Below are 19,346 nucleotides of genomic sequence, written 5' to 3'. Positions count from 1 at the left end.
TGTTCGAAGGCATGGTGCCGGCGCGCATCACAGCGCGACCTCACGCAGCACGGTGTCCCAATCCTTGACGAATCGAGCGATGCCGAACCGTTCGAGCGCCGTGCGTCGTGCGCCCTCGCCGAGCCTGCGCGCTTCGCCGGGATCGGCCAACAACGCCCGCATTCTTTCCACGAGTACGTCGACATCGGTGGCGACGTAGCCGTTTTCGCCGTTGACGATCACAGTTGGAAGCTCCGTGCTCGCCAGTCCGACGATCGGCATGCCGATCGTCATGGCCTCGATGATCGCGAGCCCGAGGCTCGTCCAACGTATCGGATTGAAGAAGAAGCGATAGCGCGCGGTGAACGCGGCCAGATCGAGATTGCCGATTTCTCCCAGGCCGCCCGCTGCCTGAGCGTTCATGCCGACGAGGTCGAGCGGAATGCGGCCGGCCGCTTGCGCGAAGATGTCGGCGCCAAGCCGACGGCCCCGCGTCGGCAGGTTGTTGATGACGACCACGCCACGCTCGAGCTCGCCTGTATAGCGCACGCCGTCGGGCACGAGTACCCCATGTTCGACGACGCGCGTGGGCACCTTGTCGCAGTCCCACATCAATCGATTGAAGTGCGTCACATGAACGATCAAAACGGAAGGATCGGTCACCCAGTGACGCTCGGAAAACGGATTGTTCTGCGGCGGATCGTGTTCGAGATAGATCGTCGGCAGCTGGCGTTGCGCTTCCGACAGCACCGTCAGGCGATCGCGTTCCCAGTGGTCGCGGTGCTGATAGAGCACGACGTCGAACTCGCGCTGCGCGACGACCGCGGCATCGACCTCATGAACGTTGTCGCCCCAGGGCAGCACGCCCGTTCGGCCTGCATGCCCGGGCGGATTGCCCGGCCGCGTCACGAGCCAGAACTCGTGCGGCGCCTGGGTCAGGTAATACAGGTAATTGCCGTGGACATGCCACGTCAGCACACGTAGCGGCCGGTTACGTCGCATGGCGGGATTCCTTTGGAGGGTGCGGAGTGCGCGCGTGCAGCACGCTGGCGTCGGCTGGCTGGGCACGGGCGCTGTGCGCAAGCTGTTCGAGCGCCGCATCGACCACGTGGGATACGCTGACGTTGAGCGCGCAGGTGTGACCGTATGGGCAGTCGCGGAACGCGCAGGGGCGGCAAGGCGGGTAGTCGGCAAGCACGTGGTGCCGCGAACGATCGAGCGGCGCCCAGCGGTGCGTGTCGCTGCCCGATGCGATCACCGTGCTGGGCGTGCGCATCGCGGCGGCCACATGCGAAATGCCCGTGTCGTTGCAGACGACAAGCCGGGCCCGCGCAACGAGTGCAGCGAGGCCGCCAAGCGTCGTCGATCCGGTCAGGTGGAGCGCCGGCGCAGTCATCGCCCCGAGCACCGCAGCCGTGATCGCCGCTTCGTTCGACGTGCCCGTGATGGCAATCTGCCAGCCGTGCGAGGAAAGGGTGTCGGCTACTTCGGCAAAACGCTCGGGCGGCCAGCGCCTCGACGGCAGTTGGGCGCCCGGATGAAGAACGATGAGCCGCTCCGGCTCAATTCCGTGCCGCGTCTCCAACGCGGCGTATTCGCAGCGATCGTGCGGCGTCAGTGGAAACCATAGCGAATCGTCGTGGGCTTTGATGCCGAGCGCTCGCATAAGCGCGAGATAGCGATGAGGTTCGGGCAGATCGTCGGGCCAGGGGATGAAACCGGGCTCGGGCGTCTCTTGCGGTTGATGGAATCCCGCAGACGCCGCCGCACCGAAGCCCCGGACGATATCGTTGGCGGGTCCGCCGCTGCCATGCATTTGCAGCGCGAGATCGAACCGGCGCTCGCGCATCGCGGCGAAGAACCTTGGCAGGGCGGCGTCGGTTTCTTCCTGTTCGGGGAAGCCGATCGCGCCGGGAAAGACGATGAGCTCGTCGATCAGCGAGGCGTACCGTTCGACGAACCTCGCTGCCCACGGCAGCCCGATCAATGAGATCCGCGCAGCCGGCCATGCATGACGCAGGGCGCGAAGCGCCGGCACGGAACACAACATGTCACCCAGCTGAAGCGCGCGGAAAATGGCGATACGCCGCGGCACAGCATCGGCCGACGAGACAGGCGAAGAGACGGAACGTGAGCGCATCAGATAAACCATGTGTGATAGCGGATCGCGCCGCGCAGCCGCCAGTAGAGGGAAAGAAACGGAATCAGCGCGGACGTGGCGGCCATTTCCGCGATGTGTGTCCACGCGCGGCTGCGGCCACGCATACGCAATGCGAAGAATCGAAAGGTCAGCGCAAACCAGATCAGTGCGCCGACGCCCGCTATCGAAGGCAGGCCCAGGAGCAATCCGGCGACCGCTATCAATGCCGCCGAAACGGTCGCGTAATAGGCGATCGGCGGCGTCTTGGCGATGCGTTGACGATAGAGGACGGGGTGTTTGCGATAAAGCAACGCTTCGAAGGCGCTCTTGCGCTGCTGCGAGAGGCTCACGCCCCAGCATGCCGGGCGTACGGGGTGCAACACCACGGCATCGCGTGCGCGCACGATTTGACCGCCCGCACTGAGCAGCGAGAACTGCAAATCCGAATCTTCGCGCCACGCCGAGGTAAACCGCTCGTCGAAGCCGTCGACCGCGATGAGTGCAGCGCGCCTGACGAAGGCGTTCGCCGTGGCGAATTCCGCACGCGCGAGACCGCTTGCATCGGCTTCGTAATCGGTCGGATAGTCCGATAGCGGGACGACGATCGCGCCTGCGGCCGCGCACGCGCCGCCTGCCAACGCCGCCAGTCCGGCTTCGAGCCAACGCGGGTCGGGAATCGTGTCGTCGTCGGTGAAAGCGATCGTTTGCGCGCGCGCATGCCGCCAGCCTGCGTTGCGGGCGCCGGCCGGACCCTGGGTTGCCGTGACAGGCACATAGTCGATTTGCAAACCGCGTGCGCGGTGCGCATCGGCGATCCGCTCGACGAGTACGCGCGTGGCGTCGTCGGGCCCGTCGTCGCAGACGACGATCTCATAGCACTGCGGCGCGAGCGTCTGCCGCACCAGCGCTTCGAGACATCGTTCGAGCATGGCAGGGCGGCGCCACGTCGGCACGACGACCGACACGTCGGGACGCAGGCCCGTCGTATCGGTCGGCTCCGATGGTGCGTCGAGGCGCGCTTGCGCTTCGGTGTGCGCTTGGGTGTACGCTTCGGCCGGTGCATCCGCTTCCGCTTGCACCTTGTACTGCTGGGCCTGCGTAGCCTCCGGCGTGCTCACGCTGCGGCTCCTTGCTTCTTCGTGATCAGGAACGGCCCGATGACGAGCGCATCGAGCGGCGAGGTCCAAAACGATTCGAGCGCATCGCGCGGCGAATTGACCATGGGCTCGCCCCGTGTGTTGAACGAGGTGTTGACGAGAATCGGCACGCCCGTGCGAGCGTGGAACGCGGCGAGCAGATCGTAGTAGAGCGGGTGTTGCGCACGATTGACCGTTTGCACGCGTGCGGTACCGTCCACGTGCCGCACTGCCGGAATGCGCTCGGCCACTTCGGGACGGACATCGAAGATGAACAGCATGAACGGGGCCGTGCGCCCGTCGACGAACCACGCATCGGCATGCTCTTCCATGACGACGGGCGCCACGGGCCGAAAATCTTCGCGGTCTTTGATTTCATTGAGCTTCGCCTGCATGCCGGGATCGATGGGCGATGCGAGGATCGAACGCGCGCCGAGCGCGCGCGGCCCGAACTCGGTGCGCCCCTGGTACCAACCGATGACATGGCCCGCCGCGAGCAGGTCGGCCGTTTCGCTGGCGACATCGGTCAAGCGCTTGAAAGGAACCTTGGACCAGCGCAGGAATGCCTCGATTTCATCGTCGGGGTACGACGGGCCGAGGTATGCATGATTCATGTGCCATGGCCGTGTCTTGTCGCCCTTGAGATTGCGCTCGCGCCAGTCGATCCAAAGTGCCGCGCCGAGCGCGGTGCCGGCATCGCCCGCGGCCGGCTGCACCCAGAGTTCGTCGAAGGGGCCTTCATCGCGAACGCGTGCGTTCATGACGCAATTGAGCGCCACGCCGCCGGCCATGCATAGGCGCGGCAACCCCGTTCGCTCATGCAGCCAGCGCGCAAGCTCGAGCACCGTCTCTTCGAGCACGGTTTGCAACGAGCTCGCGACGTCATAGTGGCGTTGTCCGAGTGGTCCGCCGCGTTCGCGCGGCGGGCCGAAGCGCTCGACGAGATTGGCGTCTTCGACCGTATAGCTGCCGTTGCCGCGATAGCGGACGATTTCGCGGAATGCGTCGGCGTACGCGGGACGACCGAACGCCGCGAGCGCCATCACCTTGTACTCGTCCGACGAATGCAGGAACCCCAGCCAGCTCGTCACGGATTCGTAGAGCAAGCCCAGCGAATGCGGCAGTTCGACTTGCTTGATCCGCTTGTAATGCCCATCGACGAATTGACCGAGGCTCGTCGTGACGCCTTCGCCGCGGCCGTCCATCGTCAGCACGGCCGTATCGTCGAATGGCGCGGCGAGGAACGCGCTGGCTTCGTGGGCAAGATGATGCTCGACATAGTGCCAGGCGAAGCGGTGTCCGCCCTCGGGCGCGCGAAACCGTTTGGCCAGATGATGCGGCGCGCCGTCGATGAGTTGCGCCCGCGCATTGGCGATGTAGCTGACGAACAGCGGGTCCCACGGCGATGCGTTGGGGTGGTTCACCCGTTGCAACCCCGGTTCGAGCGGCAGCGTGATCGTCGCCGCGCCGCGCGCCGGGCCCGGCATCGTCGGCAACAATGCCGGGTCGTACGAGTAGGCGACATGATCGACGTCGGCCAAGGTAATGCCGGCCTCCTTGAGGCAGTAGTCGATTGCATCGAACGGCATCTGCCAGGTCGAGAAAGGCACCGGCCGTTTGGCGTGCTTCACATGCGTGAATCGCTCGTCCTCGGCGGCGGCGATCACCGTTCCGTCCTTGATGAGCGCGGCTGCGCTGTCGTGATAAACGGCATTGATTCCGAGTGTGTACATGGCGGGATTCCGGCTGCGGTCAGGATGGGATCGGAGCGTGCGTGACTGCGGTGTCGGCAGCGCTCGCCTGCGCGATGCGCGGGGCCGCAAGTTCGAGCGCGGCCGCGGCCACTTCCTCGGCCGGCACGCCGAGCAGGCAGCGGTGATGCAGTTCCGGGCAAACGCCGCGGTAGCACCAGCGGCAGTCGACATCGCGAAAAAGCACGCGCTGCTCGGTTTGCCAGGGCGTGTGCTGTGGATTGGTCAGCGCGTATAGATCGACGACGGGCGTCATCAGCGCCGAGGCGAGATGAACCGGCCCGCTATTGTTGGTGACGAGCACCGTCGTGTTATCGATCAATGCGGCGAACTCTTCGATATTGAGGAGTCCTGATAAATCGTGGAGACGGGTTCGGATCGACGTGCCCGCTGCCTCGATGACTTCGCGCACGAGCGGCGCTTCCTCCGCGCTTCCGGTCAGCACGATCGGCCACGGCGTGGCGGCTGCCAGGCGCACCGCGACTGCGGCGAAACGGGCGGGCGGGTAGCGTCGCGATGGCGCGCTGGCGCCGGGGTGAATGACGAACCGCGGCGAATCGGCGGCGACGCCGTGGGCAGCGAGACGGACGTTCAACGCGTCGCGCGCCTGACGGCCTATGTCGAAGCGCATGCGCGTGTCGGTGCACACCGCGCCGACGTTGGCGACGAGTGCCAACTGACGCTCGACTTCATGCCGGATGCCGCCGTGCGGCTCGGTATCGCAAACCCAATCCGTCAGGAGTCCGTAGGGATTTTCCCGGCAATGCGCGAGTCGTCGCGGAATGCCGGCCAGATAGCAAAGCATCGCGGCCGGCAGTGCGCTCTGACTGTAGACGGTGAAGATGGCGGCCGCGTCGAATCGGCCGGCTTCGAGCCTTCGTTGCATCGCCAGGTCGGCTTGCCGCGACGATTCGCCCGACTGTCCATGCCACGGCGCGTCGTAGGCGATCACGTCGTCGACGTCGCTCAGAAACGGCGCTGCCGCCGCGCCGGCGCTCGACGTCAACAAGGTAATGTGCCGCCCAGGCATCGATGCGCGCAGGGCATGAATGGCCGGCGTGGTCATCAGGATATCGCCGAGCCGATCGAGGCGCACACACAGAATCCGCTTCACTTCCTCGCCCCAGGGGGCGATAGAGGTGTCGCGTGCGGCCGCCTGCGAAAGCAGCGGGGCGATCTTGAAGGGAAGCGCACTCATCGCGGATTCGCAGGTAGACGGGTTGACGTTGGCGGGGCGCCGATGGGGGTTTTGACGTGTGCGCTCGTTGATGGGGCGGCGTCATGGTCGCGCACGATGGCCAGCGCGGCGCGCATCAGATCGGGTTCGCGCAGCGTGGGCACGCGGTCGGGTCCGGGCAGCCACTCGGTCTCGTGGCCATTGTCGAGCAAGACCGTGCGGCATCCGGCACGCGTGCCGGCCTCGACATCGTCGAGAATGTCGCCGACGAACCAACTCGCGGACAAGTCGAGCGCATGCTCGCGCGCGGCGCGCAGCAGCATGCCGGGCGCTGGCTTGCGGCACGCACAGCGGTAGCTGTAACGCGCTACGACGCCGTTCGGATGATGCGGGCACCAATAGGCGCCATCGAGCGTTACGCCGCACGCTTCGAACATGTGTCGCAAATGCGTTTCCATTGCTTCGATCGCGTCATAGGGGAAGCGGCCCAACGCTACGCCGCTCTGATTGCTGACCACGAACAAACGGAAGCCGTGCGCGGCCAGCACGGCGAGCGCCTCGGCGGCTCCCGGGGTGAAGCGCATGAGAGCAGGGTCGACGTTATAGGGAACGTCCTCCAGCAACGTCCCGTCCTTATCGAGCAGCACAGCGGCGTTCGTCATGGGGCGTTTCCGCGTTCGAGCGCGACGGACATGGCGGGCATCGGGATCAGACGCGACCCGCGGCCGCACGCGCCGGTGCGATGCTTGGCGCGCGCGAGGCGCGTTCGGGTTCGACGCACACTTCGTCGGCCGGCGTGCGCGCGACACGTCGATAGACATCCTCCAACAAGCGGGCCACTCGCGCCCACGTAAAGCTTGCATGCACGCGTTCGTAACCGGCGTTCCCCAGGCGCTCGCCAAGGCCCGGATCGTGCGCGATGCGCGCAAGGCGCTCGGCGAGCGCATCGTGATTGCGCGGCGGCACGAGAAATCCCGTCTTGCCGTCGACGACGGTATAGCGAATACCGCCGACATCGGCGCCGATGACGGGACGCGCGCACGCCATGGCCTCGATCGGTGTAATGCCGAATGGTTCGTACCACGGCGTGGTCACGAATACGTCGGCCGCGCCATAGAACTCGCGCAGTTGCGCGCGACCGCGCCGCCCGACGAATGTCACGTGCTCTTCGACCCCGCACGTCGCCGCTATACCGCGCAAGCGTGCGATCTCCGGCGTCGCGATTTCGTTCGGCAGGTCGGCGTTCCCGCCCACGACATAAAGATGCGCATCGATGCGGCCGTTTTTCCGCAGGCGCGCGAGGGCGCGCACGACCGTATCGATCCCCTTGCGCGGCACGAGGCGGCCCAGTTGCAGCACGGCGAACCGGTGTTGCGGCCAGCCCAGCGCTTCGCGCGCGGCGGTGCGATCGACGCGGCTGAACTCTGCCGTATCGAAACCGCATGGAACGATTTCGACGCGCGAAGGTTCGGACCCGTAGTGTTCTTGGAGGTCTGCTAAATCCTGCGGGCACTCGGCGATGATGATGTCCGACTTGCGAACGAGTTCCTCTTCGATATCGAAGCGCGCATCGGGAAAGCCGTCGTTGGCGCCTTGATGCAGCCGGCGCACTTTGCCGAGCGCGTGAAAGGTCGTCACGAGGGGAATGGCGAGGGCGGCTTTAACCTTCAGACAAGCGAGTCCCGACATGAAGAAGTTCGCGTGGATGACGTCGTAGGGCGTGCGCTCGCCTCGGCAAAAACCCACGAGAAAATCGGCGAATGCGGGCATGAACGGCAGCAGCTGTTCCTTCGGCAGTTGCGTCGGCGGGCCGGCCGGGACATGGATCACGCGCACGCCGTCCATATCCGACACGGTCGGCAGCAACGCGCGATCGCGCCGCGTGAACACGTCGACTTGATGTCCGGCTCGCTGCAATTGGCGAGCGACATGCGCGACGTAGATGTTCTGTCCGCCGCTATCGACGCCGCCCGCCACGGCGAGAGGCGATGCGTGTTCGCTGACGAGTGCGATTTTCATGGGGTGTCCTTGCCTTGTATTGAGAGACCGCCGGGGCGCCCGCGGAACCGGCCAAAGCCAAACGCGCTTGGAGCGCGTCGCTTCTCGATCGAGCACACCGTGTGCCCATCGTCTCTGACGATCGGGCAAAGCTGCAGAAGCGTTGCAACGATGAGAAGCGCTGCTGTGTTTTTTACCCGGCGCCCTCACGTCCGGTATGCCGCCGTTACAGGGCCGATGTAATTAAGGAAATGATCTGAATCTTCTGCCGTGCTTCGCGATTCGAACGCGGGTGCGGACGAAGCATCGATGGGAGTACTTTTTGCTGCGGTCTATGCCGCAAACGGATGACGGGCTTGGCTGCCGGGGAAACGACGGCACCGCTCAGGCCGCGAGGAGGCACAAGCATCATGAATGCTCGCATTTCAGTAGTCGTGCTCACGCATAACCGATTGAGTGAGGTGACGCGGACAGTCGAGCGGTTGCTGGCATTACCCGAAAGCCCCGCTGTCATCGTGGTCGACAACGGCTCCGTCGACGGCACGCCGCAGGCGTTGCGGCAGCAGTTTCCGGAGGTGCGCGTGGTCGCCTGCGGGGCCAATCTCGGCGCGGCGGGTCGCAACCACGGCGTGGCCGCGGCGACGACCGAGTACGTTGCGTTCAGCGACGACGACACGCACTGGAAGCCCGGTTCGCTCGCGCATGCGGTGAAGGTGCTCGATGCTTCGCCACGCGTTGCCGTGTTATCGGGGCGCGTGGTCGTCGGCGACGACGCGCATATCGATCCGACCTGCGTGCGCATGAGCGCGAGCCCGCTCAGGCAGGCCGGGCTGCCCGGCCCCGCATTGATCGGCTATATGGCGGGTGCCTGCGTCTTTCGCGCGTCGGTCTTTCGGGAGGTGGGGGGATACGAGCCGCGTCTATTCATCGGCGGAGAAGAGTCGCTCGTTTCGCTCGATGTGCTCGATCGCGGCTACGCCATCGTCTATTGCGACGAACTCATCGTCACACATCATCCGTCCCCCGCACGCGACGCCGGCTTGCGTCGGCGCGTGCTGGCGCGTAACGCGGCGCTCGTCGCATGGTTGCGTTTGCCGCTGGGCGAGGCCGTAGCCGCGTCGGGTCGCGCGCTGGCAGTCTGCGCGAAAGAGGGCGCGTTCGTGCGCGATCTCGCCGCGTTGGCTGTGGGCATCGGTTGGGCCTTCCCGCGGCGGCGCGTCGTCAGCGATCTGGTGTTGGACATGCGGCGCCGCGTGCGCGAAGCGGAGGATGGGGCGACGCCGATGTCGCCTATCGCCGCGGCGGCCGAGCTCGATCGATAGCGAGGCGCACATAGCGCTCGGGCTCTGTCAGGTCGTGCGGATGGGCATCGTTGAACGCGCGCAATTGACTGCGATACGCATGGACCGCGCGCCATTTCGCGTTGGCGGCCCCGGCGCGGCGCATCGATGGATCGTTCGCTTGCGATTCGCTAAGGAGTGCGAATCGATATCCCTGGCGATTCAATGCCTCGTACCGTCGCCGCGCCACCGCAGGGATCGTCCGATAAGGGGACTCTTCGTACAGAATCATGTCCGGCAGCCGTTGCTCGTGCGCCAGCAAGCGGCACGCGTCCGCCACGAGCACGTGATCGGAATGATGAAGCCCAAGCGGTGCGACCACAGGCAGCCTGCCGTTTTGCCGCCATGCCGTCGCGAGCGCCTGGGCCACTTCGGCCGATGAAGGCGTCGCCTCGTATTGACTATCGAAAAAGGGCAGGCGCACCGCCCGCGCGCCAAGCAGCGCGAGCGCCTGCTCGTCTTCGACGATGCGCGAGCGCATTGCCTGCGTCGAATCGCTATGCCCCGCGCTCTGATCCCACGGCGTGCGCATGGGCGGTTGCGGTATACCGCAGAAGACCGTACATACCACTGACCCGGGCCGGCTCGCGAGCAGCATGCCGCAACTGAAGACGGCGTCGTCCAGGTGCGGCGAGACGACGAAGCATGGCGCGACGTCGAGGCTGAAGGAGGGCAGGGGCGCTTGCATGTCGCGACGCCGACGCAAGGACGATGCCAATGCGCTTGCGCTACCATCGCTGCTTCGGAAACGACAGGTAGCCACGCATGACTTTGGACAAGACCGACCGGGCCATTCTGATGGCGATGCAAGGGGACGGCCGCATGACGAACGCGAGTCTCGCCGAGGCCGTCGGCTTGAGCGAGACGCCATGCGCGCGCCGCCTGAAGCGGCTCGAGGCAGACGGCTACATCGAGGGATACCGCGCCGTACTGTCGAAATCGGCGCTGCATATCGGCGTAACGGCGTTTGCACTGGTCCGGTTCGGGGTGCATGACCGCCGGCTGGCCGACGAATTCGAGCGCGAAATTCAGGCTATCGAGCGCGTCGTCTCGTGTCACAACGTGTCGGGCAGCGCCGACTATTTACTGCATGTGGTCGCTCGCGATCTCGAAGATTACGGCGCGTTCATCCGCGACGTGCTGCGCGCATTGCCCGGCGTGACCTCGGTCGAATCGGTGCTCTCGCTGCGGGAGGTCAAACGCGACGCGGGCCTGCCGCTCTTATGAGCAACAGGCCTGCGTTGTTCGTTCCCGAGCCTATCGTCCGTTAATAGCGTTTTCGGACGATCGTGCGCTCATCAAGCGTTCAAGCGACGAGCGCCTGGCGAATTGCCTCGGCCAGGTCGCCCGCGGCGAACTTGGCGACATAGCCGCTGGCGCCCGCATTTTTGACGTGCGCTTCGTTGGCCGTGCCCGTCAACGACGAATGGATGATGACGGGGATGTCATGCATGCGATCGTCGGCCTTGATCTGGCGCGTGAGCATGAAGCCGTCCATTTCCGGCATTTCCAGGTCGGTCAGCACGAGCGCGATCTTGTCGCGCGTGCGCACCCCTTCCTTCTGAGCCTGCGCTGCGATCTTCGTCAACGTGTCCCAGGCTTCCTGCCCCGTCTTCGTGATGATGTACTCGGCGCCGAGCGCCGCCAGGCTCTGCTCGATCAGCTTGCGTGCGAAGCCCGAATCGTCGGCGGCCAGGATCTTGGCGCCGCCGGTGATCTTGAGCGAAGTGCCGACGTCGGCCGCTTCGACGCTCGGGTGCTGGGCCGGGAACACATCGCGCAGCACCTGCTCGACATCGACGACTTGCGCAAGCCGGGAGTCTCCCGTATTGCCGTCGATGCGGGCAATGCTCGTGACCGATCCGCCCCCGGCCGATGCTTCGGCCGACAGAACCTGATTCCATTCGAGGCGCACGATGTCGTCGACCTCCTCCACGGCGAATGCCTGCGTCGACCGTGCGAACTCGGTCACGAGCAGGATGTTGAGCCCGCGCGTGGGGTTGCAGCCCATTACCTTGGGCAGATCGATGACGGGGATGATCTGGCCGCGAATATCGACGGCCCCGAGCATATGATCCGATGCGCCCGCGATCGGCGTGATCGTCGGCATCGTCATGATCTCGCGCACCTTGAAGACGTTGATGCCGTACAACTCGTGCGCGTCGTCGTTGCCGGGCGCGGCGCCGAGCCTGAATAGCAGCAGCTCGAACTTGTTCGTGCTCGTCAGATTGGTGCGTTCGTCGATCGAGTGATGATCAGCGGCCATCAAAAATGTCCTCTTGGGTTGCGCCCGCGCCCGCCAGTTGCACCCTTGAGTGCGGGGCGCGCGCCGGAGACGGTCGGGCTATACCGCTGATAACGGCGCATTTTGAAAAAAATTTATACGCGTCCGTGTTTCCCCCGACAAAATGACCAGATCCGGCGAAACATCTGACGTTATCGGCGCTGCGGCCCGAAGCGGCCTGGTCAGTTGCGATGGGCGAGGCAGAGCCGTGCGGCTTCCTTGTCCGATGGGGTCAGCTGGGGGGCGAACTCGAACTTGCCGGCGATCAACGTAGCGACGCATTCGCCGTCGCGCAATGCGATGCGATTGCCGACCAGGGCGGGCACTTTCTCGCCGGGCAGGATCGTGCCGACGATGTTCAGCGGGTCGGCGCCGCATACGCAGACGAGATGGCCGTCGGGTGGGCGCTTTCGTACCTCGCGCAGCAAGGCAAGCGCTTCGGGCAAGGCGAACTGTTCGCCGGAAAGTCCGTTGACGAAACGGCCGCCGCGCACGAGGCCGCGCGCTTCCAGGCGATGGTAAACATGCAACAGATCGCGCCAACGCGGCAGCCAGGCAGGTTCGCGTTCGAGCAACTGCCAAAACACGACGCCATAGCGGCGTAACAAGGACATGGCGACGTGCTCGGCCACTTCGGGCGGCAGCGCGTAGGCCGCTACGCGCGAATGCGCTGACGGTCGGCCCGGAGGAGATGACCCGGCAGCCCCGGTCGCCGCCTGCTCCGTCATGGCGGGCCGCCGTAACAGCGCCCATCTGCCGGCATCCTGCATGCCGCCGATGAACGCACCCCGATGTGCGCCGCGCCGCGCGATCGCGCGCGACCCGCGATGGCGCGACGTGGCGGGTGCGACGAGCGCGCGTAGCCCCGCGAAGCTGTCGGCGTTGACATACCCGGCCGCGACGAGTTCGCCCAGCGCGGCCTCGACTTCGAGCGGCAAGGCGTGCGCTTCGCCGACGAGCTCGTCGAAGAACATCGCACCGTGCCGCGACAGCGCTTGAAACAACAGCTTGGCGCGGGCGGAAAGCGCATCGGGATCGGCCGCCGATTGCGCGGCACTGCGATCGGTAAGCCCGTGCCAGATCGGCAGGGCGCGCCGCGGCAGCAGGACGATCGGCGTGGTGCGCACCGGCGTGCTCGCGGCCCGGCCTTCCGCAGCGAATCGTGCCCAGACGAACGCGCCGGAGCGGCACAGTTCATCCAGCGTCACACCCGCATAGTCGCGCAGACGCGCAGGCAGAATGTCTTCTTCCCAGGCCGCGGCCGCCGCTTCGAAGCCTTCGAGTTGTTCGAGCGTCGCTGCGAGCGCATCCCGGCCCATCCCGCGCGCGGCAGGTGCAAGGCGCTGCCACTCGACGAGGAAGCGGACGAACCCGGCTCGCTCGACGGGTTCGATCTCGCGACGCAGGCGCTTGATCGTGTAGCGATGAATGCGCGCCAACAGATGTCGCTCGCACCATTGCTCATCGTGTGCGTCGGCGCTGAAGCGGCCCCGCATCGCATAGCCTTCGCTTTCCAGCTTGACGAGCGCCGCCGCGACGTTCGACGCCGGCAACGCGAGCGACCGCGCCAGCAGAGGCAAGGCAATGGGACCCAGGCCCGACAGCCGTGCTCGCAGGATCTCGACGAGGGCCTCGTCATAGGTCCATTCTTCGTCGAAACCTTTCGGCGCTTCGAGCAGCGGAGCAATGGCCGCGTCGGCATAAACCGCGCGCAGACAGGTGAGTCGCTCGACGGGCAGCCAGAGCGCCTCGCGTTCCGCGATCTGCATGCGCGTCGCGCGGCCCGAATGCGCCAGCGCGGCGAGCCATTCGCGCCAGCCGTCGTTCGTATCGGCCTCCGTTTCGGTGATGCAGGCGAGTCCCGTCAGCGCCTCGTGCATTTCATCGACGCCGCGCGCTTGCGGCCACGCCTCTTCGCGCACGGCGTCGATCGCATCGGCATCGAGCGCGCCGAGATCGGATGCGTCTTCAGGATCGCTCCAGCGTCGCGACAGGACCGCTTGCGTGCGGCGCTCTTCGAGCGGCGCATCGTCGAGAAAGGCATAGGGGCGTGCGTTGAGGATTTCCGCGGCCAGCGGCGAAGGCGCGGAAAGCTCCCTTGTGACGAGCGTGATCTGTCCTTGTTCGATGCGCCGCAAAAGCGCGAGCCATCCCTCGCAATCCATGGCTTCGTGCAGACAGTCGTCGACGGTTTGATCGACGAGCGGATGATGCGGCAATTCGCGCTCGCCCATGATGTTTTCAAGGCATGCGACCTGATCGGGGAACACCGCCGCCAACAGATCCTCGCTTTTCATCCGTTGCAGTTGCGGCGGCGTCTTGCGCCCGCCCGTAAAGCGCGGCAATGCCAATGACGTCGTTGCGTTCCAGCGCCAGCGGACGTTGAAGAGCGGCGCATCGAGCAGCGCCTGAATCAAGACATGTTCGGCGCTATTCGAGTGCAAAAAGCGCCACACTTCGTCGAGCGCGAAACTATGGCTGCCGGTCAGCGACAGGATGATCGCGTCTTCGGTCGCCGCGGCCTGCAACTCGAAGTTGAACGTTCGGCAAAGTCGCTTCCTCAGCGCAAGGCCCCACGCCCGGTTGATGCGGCTGCCGAATAGCGAATGAATGACGAGCTGCGTACCGCCCGATTCGTCGAAGAAGCGCTCCATCACGAGCGTTTGTTGCGACGGCAATACCGTCAGCGCGGCGCGCGCACGCGCGAGATAGTCGACGATCTGGCGGGCAGCGCTTTCGTCGATGGCGAGTTCGTCCATCAGGCTCTGCACGACGCTCGCGAGCGCGAGGGCGCTTTCGCCTGGTGGCTTCGACGGCTGCGATTGCTTCGATTGGTTCGTACTGCCGATCAATTGATCGACGCGCCTATGCAGCCGCGCCACGGCGGCGGACAGTTCGTCGCTGCGCCCGGGCGCTTCGCCGAGCCAGAACGGAATGTTCGGTGCCTGCCCCTGCGCGTCGACGACGCGAACTCGGCCGGGCTCGACGCGCAAGATGCGATACGACGTGTTGCCGAGTTGAAAGATATCGCCCGCCAGGCTTTCGACGGCGAAGTCTTCGTTGACGGTGCCGATATTCAACCCTTGCGGTTCGAGCAGCACAGCGTAGTCGGCGTTGTCCGGAATCGTGCCGCCCGACGTGACGGCCGTCATTTTGCCGCCGCGGCGCCCCCGCAATGTGCCAGTGACGACATCGCGATGGATATACGCGCCACGCGGGCCATGACGGCTCGTGTAACCTTCGGCAAGCATGCGTAGCACGGCGTCGTATTGCTCGCGTTGCAGGGCGGCATAGGGCGCGGCTCGTTTGAAGCTGGCGAACAGCGCATCTTCGCTCCATTCTTCGCAAGCGACTTCCGCGACGACTTGTTGCGCCAGCACGTCGAGCGGCGCCTGCGGCATCGTCAACGCATCGAGCTCTCCGCGCCGCACGCAATCGATCAGCGCCGCGCATTCGACGAGATCGTCGCGCGAGGTCGGAAACAGCCGCCCTTTGGGCATGCCGCCCACCTGGTGCCCCGAGCGGCCGACCCGTTGCAGGAACGGCGCGATCGCCCGCGGCGACCCGAGCTGGCAGACAAGGTCGACGTCACCGATATCGATGCCCAGTTCGAGCGAAGCCGTTGCGATCAGCACGCGCAAGGCGCCCCGCTTCAGGCGCTGCTCTGCGTCGAGACGATGCTCCTTCGCCATGCTGCCGTGATGGGCGGCGACCGCCTGCTTGCCGAGGCGCTCGGTCAAATGACGTGCGGCGCGTTCGGCCATGCGTCGCGTATTGACGAAAATCAGCGTCGTCGCATGCGCGCTTGCGAGATCGGCCAGGCGATCGTAGACGCGCTCCCAGACCTCGTTCGGCATGACGGCTTCGAGCGGCACAGGCGGCAGTTCGAGAGCGAGGTCGCGTGCGCGCTGATGCCCGACATCGACGATCGCGCAGCGCGCGTCATCGCCGAGGCCCACGAGAAAACGAGCGACCGCTTCGATCGGTTTTTGCGTGGCCGACAATCCGATGCGCGGCAAACGCCGCTTGCACAGCGTGTCGAGGCGCTCCAACGACAGCGCCAGATGCGCGCCGCGTTTGCTGCCGACCATCGCATGAATTTCGTCGACGATGACGGTGCGCGTCGTCGACAGCATGCGACGTCCTGAATCGGAGGAAAGCAGCACGTAAAGCGATTCGGGCGTCGTCACGAGGATATGCGCGGGGCGCTTCTTCAGCGCGTTGCGCTCTTGCGCCGTCGTGTCGCCGGTGCGCACGGCCGTGCGGATTTCCACGCGCGGCAATGCGCGCGCGGCGAGTGCTTGGCCGATGCCCTCGAGCGGGCGCTCCAGATTCGCATGAATATCGTTCGACAGCGCCTTGAGCGGCGAGACATAAACGACGAGTGTCTCGTCGGGCAATGCGCCGTCGTGTTCGAGACCGTCGCGCACGAGCTCGTCGAGCGCCCACAGGAACGCCGTCAGCGTCTTGCCTGAGCCCGTGGGGGCCGCGACGAGCGTCGAGACGCCGCTGCGAATGTGCGGCCATGCACGCATCTGCGCGTCGGTCGCAGTGTGGAACGTCGACCTGAACCACGCGGCGACGGCCGGGTGAAACGTGGCAAGCGGGTCGACGTTCGAGGGCGCGTTCATGATGCCAATGTGAAGGTGGGCCGCAAAATTATCAAGGACACCTGATGAATCCGCACTGTCTCGATACGGGGCCGGACCACCTTGTTGCCGGGCGGAATCGCTCCGATGATCGGCAACCGCTCACCGCTCATCGGTTGCGCGGGAACATATCGAGGCTTGCCGCATACGTGGACAGGTAGAGCAGCGGGGCCACGACGACCGTCGCAACGCCGAGCGTCAGCACGCAGGCAATGAACAGACCCACTGCGACGATCCCGTAAACGAGTGCGGCCGCCCCGTTGCGCCAAGTGGCCGTAAAGCTGGCGCGCAGCGCATCGGCGGCCGTGGCGCCGTTCAGGACGATGAGGGCGGGCGCGATCCAGAGCGCCATTGCGCCGATTACGGCGGTAGTCAGATAAAGCACGCCCGCGCACAATGCGAGCACCGTCGGCAGATCGGTTTTCGCCCCGCCGAACGCCATCAACCGCAACGCGCCCGCGGCGCGATCACCCGTCAGATCGCAGACGATCGCGATCAACAGGCCGAACACAGCGGCCGCGAACAGTGGCTCGAAATGTGCGCGGATGCCCCGCACGACGTCGGCCAGTCCCACGGTGCCTGTGGTCCGGCAATGATCGGCGGCAAAGACCATGCCGCCGCTCCACAGGACGGTGAACACGGCTGTCAGATCGCTCGCGTAAGGCAATTCGTAGAGCACGATGGTGACGAGCAGATCGATCAGGCCGAGCATGATCCACATGCCGGGCCGCTGTTGAAACAAGGACCAGCCATCGGCGAACCATCGTGTGCCTTGACGTGCAGCGACCGCGCGCATTTGCATTGAGAAAAACTCCGGATTGAAAGTAAGTCGAAGGCTTGAAGCGCCGATCCGCAATTATGGCCCGGCGCGGATGGCTTGCGAGCGAGCGGATCGAGGCCGCGCTATGACATCGTCAAGCCGCCTACATCCTACGTGAATGCCCGGTTTCGGAAACGATTTGCGCGTGCTATAAGCGGCAAGGCATGCCTGTTGACCCCTGTCGGGAGACGACTATGGAGATGCCACATGAATTCTAAGAGTCGAATTGGAAATGCAGCCCGCCTGGCGGGTTGGATCGCAGCGGCCACCGTTGCAATAGGGTTTGTGCCTTCTACGCCTGCGTGGGCGAAGACGAGTTCGGCCACGCCTGTGTTGTCGGCGTCGGCCATGGCCGTGGCCGACGAATTCAGCGCCGATGCGGCGCAGCGCATCTTCAAGGAAGGCGGCAATGCCATCGATGCCGCAGTGGCCGTGGCATTCACGCTGGCCGTGACCTACCCCGAAGCGGGCAATATCGGCGGCGGCGGCTTTATGACGCTTTATGTCAATGGCAAACCGTATTTCATGGATTACCGCGAGCGAGCGCCGTTGGCCGCGACCAAAGACATGTACCTCGATAAAGACGGCAATGTCATCAAGGGCATGAGTCTCGTCGGCATGCGTGCGGTTGGCGTGCCGGGTACTGTGGAAGGGATGTGGGAGGTTCAAAAGCGCTTCGGTAAATTGAGCTGGAAGCAGGTGCTCGCGCCGGCGATTCACTATGCACGCGACGGCTTTGAAGTGAGCGAGCAATTGCAGCAGCGGCGCGACGCATCGGCCAAGGATTTCGGCGATCAAACGAACTTCGGGCAGTACTTCGGGCAATTGAAGGCGGGCGAAATATTCAAGCAGCCGCAATTGGCCGCGACGTTGACGCGTATCGCCAACCAAGGCGTCAAGGGGTTCTACGAGGGCAAGACGGCGCAGCTCATCGCCGCTTCGATGAAGGCGCATGGTGGCCTCATCACGCAGCAGGACCTTCACGATTACAGGGCTGTATGGCGCCAGCCCGTCGAGGCAGACTGGAATGGCTACCGCGTGATCACGGCGCCGCCGCCGAGCTCGGGCGGCATCGGGCTCGTGCAGTTGCTGAAGATGAAGGCGGACCTGAAAAGCGACTTCACCGGCGTCAAGCTCGATTCGCCGCAATACATCCACCTCGTCGCCGAAATCGAAAAGCGCGTGTTCGCCGATCGTGCGCAATACCTGGGCGATCCTGACTTCTACAAAGTGCCGATCGCGCAATTGACGGACGACGCCTACATCGCCAAGCGCGCCGCGGAAGTCGATCCGCAGAAGCCGTCGGATACGAAGTCGGTGCAACCAGGCCTTGGCACGTCGATGCCGGAGAAAGCCGAAACGACGCACTTTTCGATCGTGGACAAGTGGGGCAACGCCGTTTCGAACACCTATACGTTGAACGGCTACTTCGGCTCGGGCGAAGTGGTGGACGGCACGGGCATCATCCTGAACGACGAAATGGACGATTTCTCGGCCAAGCCGGGCGTGGCGAATATGTTCGGCGTCGTGGGCAGCGATGCGAATTCGATCGAACCGAAAAAGCGGCCGCTCTCATCGATGACGCCGACGATTCTGACGAAGGACGGCAAAGTGGCGATGGTGATCGGCACGCCGGGCGGGTCGCGCATCTTTACGTCGATCTTCCAAGTCATTACGAACGTCTACGATTTCCATATGTCGTTGCCCGACGCTGTTGCAGCCATGCGTTTCCATCATCAACTGCTGCCGCCCAATACGATTTTCTGGGAGCCCTACAAGCCGATCGAAGGTGAGCTCGCACAGGAACTCGAAGCGAAAGGCTATGTGCTGAAGGGACAGAACTTCAACGGTGACATTCAGGTGATCAAAGTGGATGGCGCCGCGCCCGAAGCAGTGGCCGATCCGCGCGGGCGAGGTGTCACGCGCACCGTTCAATGAGCGCAGGCCAGCGTATGAACCTGTAGTGACAGCGAGGCGGCCGCTCGCATGCATGGCCGCCTCGCGAATGAAGCACGCGTTTGAAGCCGGGAACGATGCTTGCTGCGATGGAGCTTCGACGTCAAGCAACCCGG

Annotated in this window: 14 protein-coding genes; 3 read left to right on the top strand and 11 right to left on the bottom strand. The window is 64.9% G+C overall.

Translation table 11 applies throughout. The features are described 5' to 3' along the window. Nucleotides 1-27 precede the first annotated feature (27 nt). The 7 genes from C0Z19_RS24830 to C0Z19_RS24800 all read right to left on the bottom strand — a co-directional run bounded on the left by C0Z19_RS24830 (nucleotide 28) and on the right by C0Z19_RS24800 (nucleotide 8,202). Nucleotides 28-981 (bottom strand): glycosyltransferase, encoded by a 954-nt coding sequence (locus tag C0Z19_RS24830; RefSeq protein ID WP_102612492.1) that lies wholly within the window; start codon nucleotides 979-981, stop codon nucleotides 28-30. After that, entirely contained in the window at nucleotides 971-2,119 is a 1,149-nt protein-coding gene (locus C0Z19_RS24825) for a glycosyltransferase family 9 protein (RefSeq protein ID WP_102612519.1), read from the bottom strand. Before C0Z19_RS24825 ends, C0Z19_RS24830 begins: the two co-directional genes overlap by 11 nt. Further along, nucleotides 2,119-3,096, bottom strand: a complete 978-nt coding sequence (locus C0Z19_RS24820) for a glycosyltransferase family 2 protein (protein ID WP_269844891.1) — start codon at nucleotides 3,094-3,096, stop codon at nucleotides 2,119-2,121. Before C0Z19_RS24820 ends, C0Z19_RS24825 begins: the two co-directional genes overlap by 1 nt. Before the next feature lie 137 nt (nucleotides 3,097-3,233). Beyond that, nucleotides 3,234-4,988, bottom strand: a complete 1,755-nt coding sequence (locus C0Z19_RS24815; protein ID WP_102612491.1) for a carbamoyltransferase family protein — start codon at nucleotides 4,986-4,988, stop codon at nucleotides 3,234-3,236. A 19-nt stretch (nucleotides 4,989-5,007) separates the two neighbouring features. Beyond that, complete coding sequence (locus C0Z19_RS24810) at nucleotides 5,008-6,204, bottom strand: glycosyltransferase family 9 protein (protein WP_102612490.1); 1,197 nt, start codon at nucleotides 6,202-6,204, stop codon at nucleotides 5,008-5,010. Further along, the gene (locus C0Z19_RS24805) at nucleotides 6,201-6,845 is read right to left on the bottom strand and encodes a D-glycero-alpha-D-manno-heptose-1,7-bisphosphate 7-phosphatase (RefSeq protein WP_102612489.1); all 645 of its coding nucleotides are present in this window, start codon (nucleotides 6,843-6,845) and stop codon (nucleotides 6,201-6,203) included. Before C0Z19_RS24805 ends, C0Z19_RS24810 begins: the two co-directional genes overlap by 4 nt. 46 nt (nucleotides 6,846-6,891) lie before the next feature. Continuing rightward, nucleotides 6,892-8,202, bottom strand: coding sequence for a glycosyltransferase family 4 protein (locus tag C0Z19_RS24800; protein ID WP_102612488.1), 1,311 nt, complete (start codon nucleotides 8,200-8,202; stop codon nucleotides 6,892-6,894). A 389-nt stretch (nucleotides 8,203-8,591) separates the two neighbouring features. Between C0Z19_RS24800 and C0Z19_RS24795 the strand changes: the two genes are divergently transcribed. Beyond that, the gene (locus C0Z19_RS24795) at nucleotides 8,592-9,503 is read left to right on the top strand and encodes a glycosyltransferase family 2 protein (protein ID WP_102612517.1); all 912 of its coding nucleotides are present in this window, start codon (nucleotides 8,592-8,594) and stop codon (nucleotides 9,501-9,503) included. Here the strand turns inward: C0Z19_RS24795 and C0Z19_RS24790 are convergent. Continuing rightward, a complete protein-coding gene (locus C0Z19_RS24790; RefSeq protein ID WP_158243061.1) occupies nucleotides 9,472-10,209 on the bottom strand; it encodes a PIG-L deacetylase family protein in 738 nt (245 codons plus the stop codon). The genes C0Z19_RS24795 and C0Z19_RS24790 overlap by 32 nt on opposite strands. Nucleotides 10,210-10,286: 77 nt before the next feature. Between C0Z19_RS24790 and C0Z19_RS24785 the strand changes: the two genes are divergently transcribed. Further along, complete coding sequence (locus C0Z19_RS24785) at nucleotides 10,287-10,748, top strand: Lrp/AsnC family transcriptional regulator (RefSeq protein ID WP_102612486.1); 462 nt, start codon at nucleotides 10,287-10,289, stop codon at nucleotides 10,746-10,748. A gap of 79 nt (nucleotides 10,749-10,827) precedes the next feature. Here C0Z19_RS24785 and C0Z19_RS24780 read toward each other — a convergent pair whose 3' ends face one another. The 3 genes from C0Z19_RS24780 to C0Z19_RS24770 form a co-directional block, all read right to left on the bottom strand. Next, entirely contained in the window at nucleotides 10,828-11,787 is a 960-nt protein-coding gene (locus tag C0Z19_RS24780; RefSeq protein ID WP_102612485.1) for a chemotaxis protein, read from the bottom strand. A 200-nt stretch (nucleotides 11,788-11,987) separates the two neighbouring features. Beyond that, entirely contained in the window at nucleotides 11,988-16,436 is a 4,449-nt protein-coding gene (locus tag C0Z19_RS24775) for a DEAD/DEAH box helicase (RefSeq protein ID WP_102612484.1), read from the bottom strand. Between the two features lie 127 nt (nucleotides 16,437-16,563). Continuing rightward, nucleotides 16,564-17,256: a BPSS1780 family membrane protein gene (locus tag C0Z19_RS24770; protein WP_102612483.1), complete on the bottom strand. Its 693-nt coding sequence runs from the start codon at nucleotides 17,254-17,256 to the stop codon at nucleotides 16,564-16,566. A gap of 225 nt (nucleotides 17,257-17,481) precedes the next feature. Between C0Z19_RS24770 and ggt the strand changes: the two genes are divergently transcribed. After that, nucleotides 17,482-19,212 (top strand): gamma-glutamyltransferase, encoded by a 1,731-nt coding sequence (ggt, locus tag C0Z19_RS24765; protein ID WP_102612482.1) that lies wholly within the window; start codon nucleotides 17,482-17,484, stop codon nucleotides 19,210-19,212. Nucleotides 19,213-19,346 lie beyond the last annotated feature (134 nt).

It is taken from the genome of Trinickia soli, assembly GCF_002879855.1.
In the GTDB taxonomy this organism is placed as follows: domain Bacteria; phylum Pseudomonadota; class Gammaproteobacteria; order Burkholderiales; family Burkholderiaceae; genus Trinickia; species Trinickia soli.
The sequence above is the reverse complement of the archived record's forward strand: the minus strand, read 5'-3'. Positions and strand labels throughout refer to the sequence as shown.